Source organism: Actinoplanes sp. NPDC051633 (genome assembly GCF_040681735.1).
Classification (GTDB): domain Bacteria; phylum Actinomycetota; class Actinomycetes; order Mycobacteriales; family Micromonosporaceae; genus Actinoplanes.
Map to the genome: position 1 here is coordinate 1 of NZ_JBFAZH010000975.1, position 2,980 is coordinate 2,980.

Here is a 2,980-nt window from a genome sequence, read left to right on the forward strand (position 1 = left end):
GGCATGAACGGCTTCGCCGGCGGCACCCGGCGCCCCCCCAGCCGCCTGCTCGACGGCGCCAACTACCCGCCGGTGCGCTCGCTCTTCCCGGCCAGCCACAACGCCAGCGCCCAGGTGCCGGTCGCCGCCCTGATCGAGGTCGTCCGCCGCGTCGCCCTGGTCGCCGAGCGCACCACTCCGGTGCTGCTGAGCTTCAGTGAGGACGGCCTGGTCGTCGAGGCCGGTGGGACCGAGGAGGCGCGGGCCAGCGAGGCCATGGAGGCGCAGTTCACCGGTGAGGCGCTGACCATCGGCTTCAACCCGCAGTACCTCATCGACGGCCTGCAGAACCTCGGCGCACCGGTCGCCGTGCTGTCGTTCGTCGACGCGTTCAAGCCCGCGGTGATCTCTCCGGCGTCGGAGGATGGGGAAATCGTGCCCGGTTACCGCTATCTGATCATGCCGATCCGGGTAACCCGCTGATACTGGGGCTGAGGAACCACAACGCTAGGGGGACACCATGCAGCTCGGCCTTGTCGGTCTCGGCCGAATGGGCGGCAACATGCGGGAGCGGATTCGTGAGGCCGGCCATGAGGTCGTCGGCTACGACCGCAACCCGGACATCAGCGACGCCGCCAGCCTTGAGGAGCTGGTCTCGAAGCTGAGCGCGCCGCGCGTGGTCTGGACCATGGTCCCGGCCGGACCCATCACCGAAGGCACCATTGATCAGCTCGCCGAACTGCTGTCCGAGGGCGACCTGATCATCGACGGCGGTAACTCCAAGTTCACCGACGACAAGCCGCGCGCCGAGCGGCTGGCCCCCAAGGGCATCCATTACATGGACGCGGGTGTCTCCGGCGGCGTCTGGGGCCACAAGAACGGGTACGCCCTGATGGTCGGCGGCGAGGCGTCGAGTGTCGAGATGGCCATGCCGGTCTTCGAGGCGCTCAAGCCGCAGGGGCCGTACGGCTTCGTGCACGCCGGCCCGGTCGGCGCCGGGCACTACGCCAAGATGGTCCACAACGGCATCGAGTACGGCATGATGCAGGCCTTCGCCGAGGGCTACGAGCTGCTCGCGGCTTCGGAATACGTCGACAACGTGCCCGGCATCATCAAGAGCTGGCGCGAGGGCAGCGTCGTCAAGTCCTGGCTGCTCGACCTGCTCGACCTTGCCCTCGACGGCGACCCGAAGCTGGCCCAGCTCAAGGGCTATGCCGAGGACACCGGGGAGGGCCGCTGGACGGTCGACGAGGCGGTTCGCCTGGCGGTGCCGCTGCACGTCATCGCGTCGTCGCTGTTCGCCCGGTTCGAGTCCCGTCAGCCCGACTCTCCGGCGATGAAGGCCGTGGCCGCGCTGCGCCAGCAGTTCGGCGGCCACGCCGTGCACGCCTGAGAGAGATGCACGTCCGCCGGGTCGAGCTCGCCGACTTCCGCTCGTACGAGCAGGTGGCCGTCGACCTCGACCCCGGCGTGACCGTGCTGGTCGGCCAGAACGGCATGGGCAAGACCAACCTGGTCGAAGCCCTCGGCTACGTGGCCACACTGGACAGTCACCGGGTGGCCACCGATGCCCCGCTGGTCCGCGCCGGCGCCGCCTCCGCGGTCGTCCGGTGCGCGATCGTCCACGATGGACGTGAGCTGCTGGTCGAGCTGGAGATCGTGCCAGGCAAGGCGAACCGGGCCCGGCTCAACCGCTCGCCGGTGCGCCGGCCGCGAGAGGTGATCGGCGCCCTACGCATGGTGCTCTTCGCCCCGGAGGATCTGGAGCTGGTCCGCGGCGACCCCTCCGAGCGCCGCCGATACCTCGACGACCTGCTGGTCGCCCGCCAGCCCCGGTTCGCTGGTGTCCGCGCCGACTACGACCGGGTGGTCAAGCAGCGCAACGCCCTGCTCCGGACGGCCTACCTGACCCGCAAGGTCGGCGGCAACCGCGGGCAGGACCTGTCGACGCTCGCCGTCTGGGACCAGCACCTCGCCCATCACGGCGCCGAGCTGCTGGCCGGGCGCCTCCAGCTGGTCAGCGCGCTGGCGCCGCACGTGGCGAAGGCTTACGACGCGGTCGCCGCGGGCCGATCGGCGGCCGCCATCAGCTACGCGTCGAAGATCGAATCGCGAGAGAATCTGGAAGAGGCTCTCCTGGCGCAGCTCGCCGAGCGCCGCCCGGCCGAGATCGAGCGCGGCGTCACCCTGGTCGGCCCGCACCGCGACGATCTGACGCTCGCGCTGGGCGACCTGCCCGCCAAGGGGTACGCGAGCCACGGCGAGTCCTGGTCGTTCGCCCTGGCGCTGCGGCTGGCCGCCTACGATCTGTTGCGCGCCGACGGGATCGAGCCGGTGCTGGTCCTCGACGACGTCTTCGCCGAGCTGGACGCCGGCCGGCGGGAACGGCTGGCGGCGCTGGTCTCGGACGCGGCACAGTTGATCGTGACGTGTGCGGTGCCCGAGGACGTGCCCGCCTCGCTGTCGGGGGGGCGCTTCGAGATCACGCCGGGAGAGGTGACGCGTGTCTGACGACGACAAGGACGACGAACAGACCGGTCCGGATCTGGCCCGGGCCGTTCTCGACGCCGCGCTCGCCAAGCGCAAGGCCGCGCCGAGGAAGCGGAACTACAGCGCCGCGGATCCCGAGCGCCGCCTGCGCGGCTACTCCGGGCCGGGCCCCGACCCGCGTGACCCGCAGCTCTTCGGCGACGTGCTGCAGCGGATCATGCGTCAGCGCGGCTGGGAGAAGCCCAAGGCGGAGGCGACCGTCTTCGGCGCGTGGGAGAAGGTGGTCGGCGCCGACATCGCCAAGCACAGCCGGCCGGTCAAGCTGGACCAGGGCGTGCTCACCGTCGAGGCCGAGTCCACCGCATGGGCCACCCAGCTGCGCATGCTCGCCGGCGGCCTGCTGAAGAACATCGCCGGCGAGGTCGGCCACAACGTGGTGACCAAGCTCAACATCCACGGCCCGTCGGCGCCGTCGTGGAGCAAGGGCCCACGCCGGGTGCAGGGCCGCGGC

General features: G+C 71.0%; 4 protein-coding genes. All 4 read left to right on the top strand.

From position 1 onward, the window contains the following. Positions 1-462, top strand: a 462-nt coding sequence (locus AB0M20_RS35430) for a DNA polymerase III subunit beta (RefSeq protein WP_364304885.1), incomplete at its 5' end; no start/stop codon positions are given. Positions 463-499: 37 nt separating this feature from the next. After that, positions 500-1,372 (top strand): phosphogluconate dehydrogenase (NAD(+)-dependent, decarboxylating), encoded by an 873-nt coding sequence (gene gnd / locus AB0M20_RS35435; RefSeq protein ID WP_364304887.1) that lies wholly within the window; start codon positions 500-502, stop codon positions 1,370-1,372. 5 nt (positions 1,373-1,377) lie between these two features. Further along, positions 1,378-2,490 carry a DNA replication/repair protein RecF gene (gene recF, locus AB0M20_RS35440; RefSeq protein WP_364304888.1) on the top strand — a complete coding sequence of 371 codons (1,113 nt, stop codon included), beginning with the start codon at positions 1,378-1,380 and terminating at the stop codon, positions 2,488-2,490. After that, on the top strand, positions 2,483-2,980 hold a 498-nt coding region (locus tag AB0M20_RS35445), incomplete at its 3' end, for a DciA family protein (protein ID WP_364304889.1). The genes recF and AB0M20_RS35445, both read left to right, overlap by 8 nt.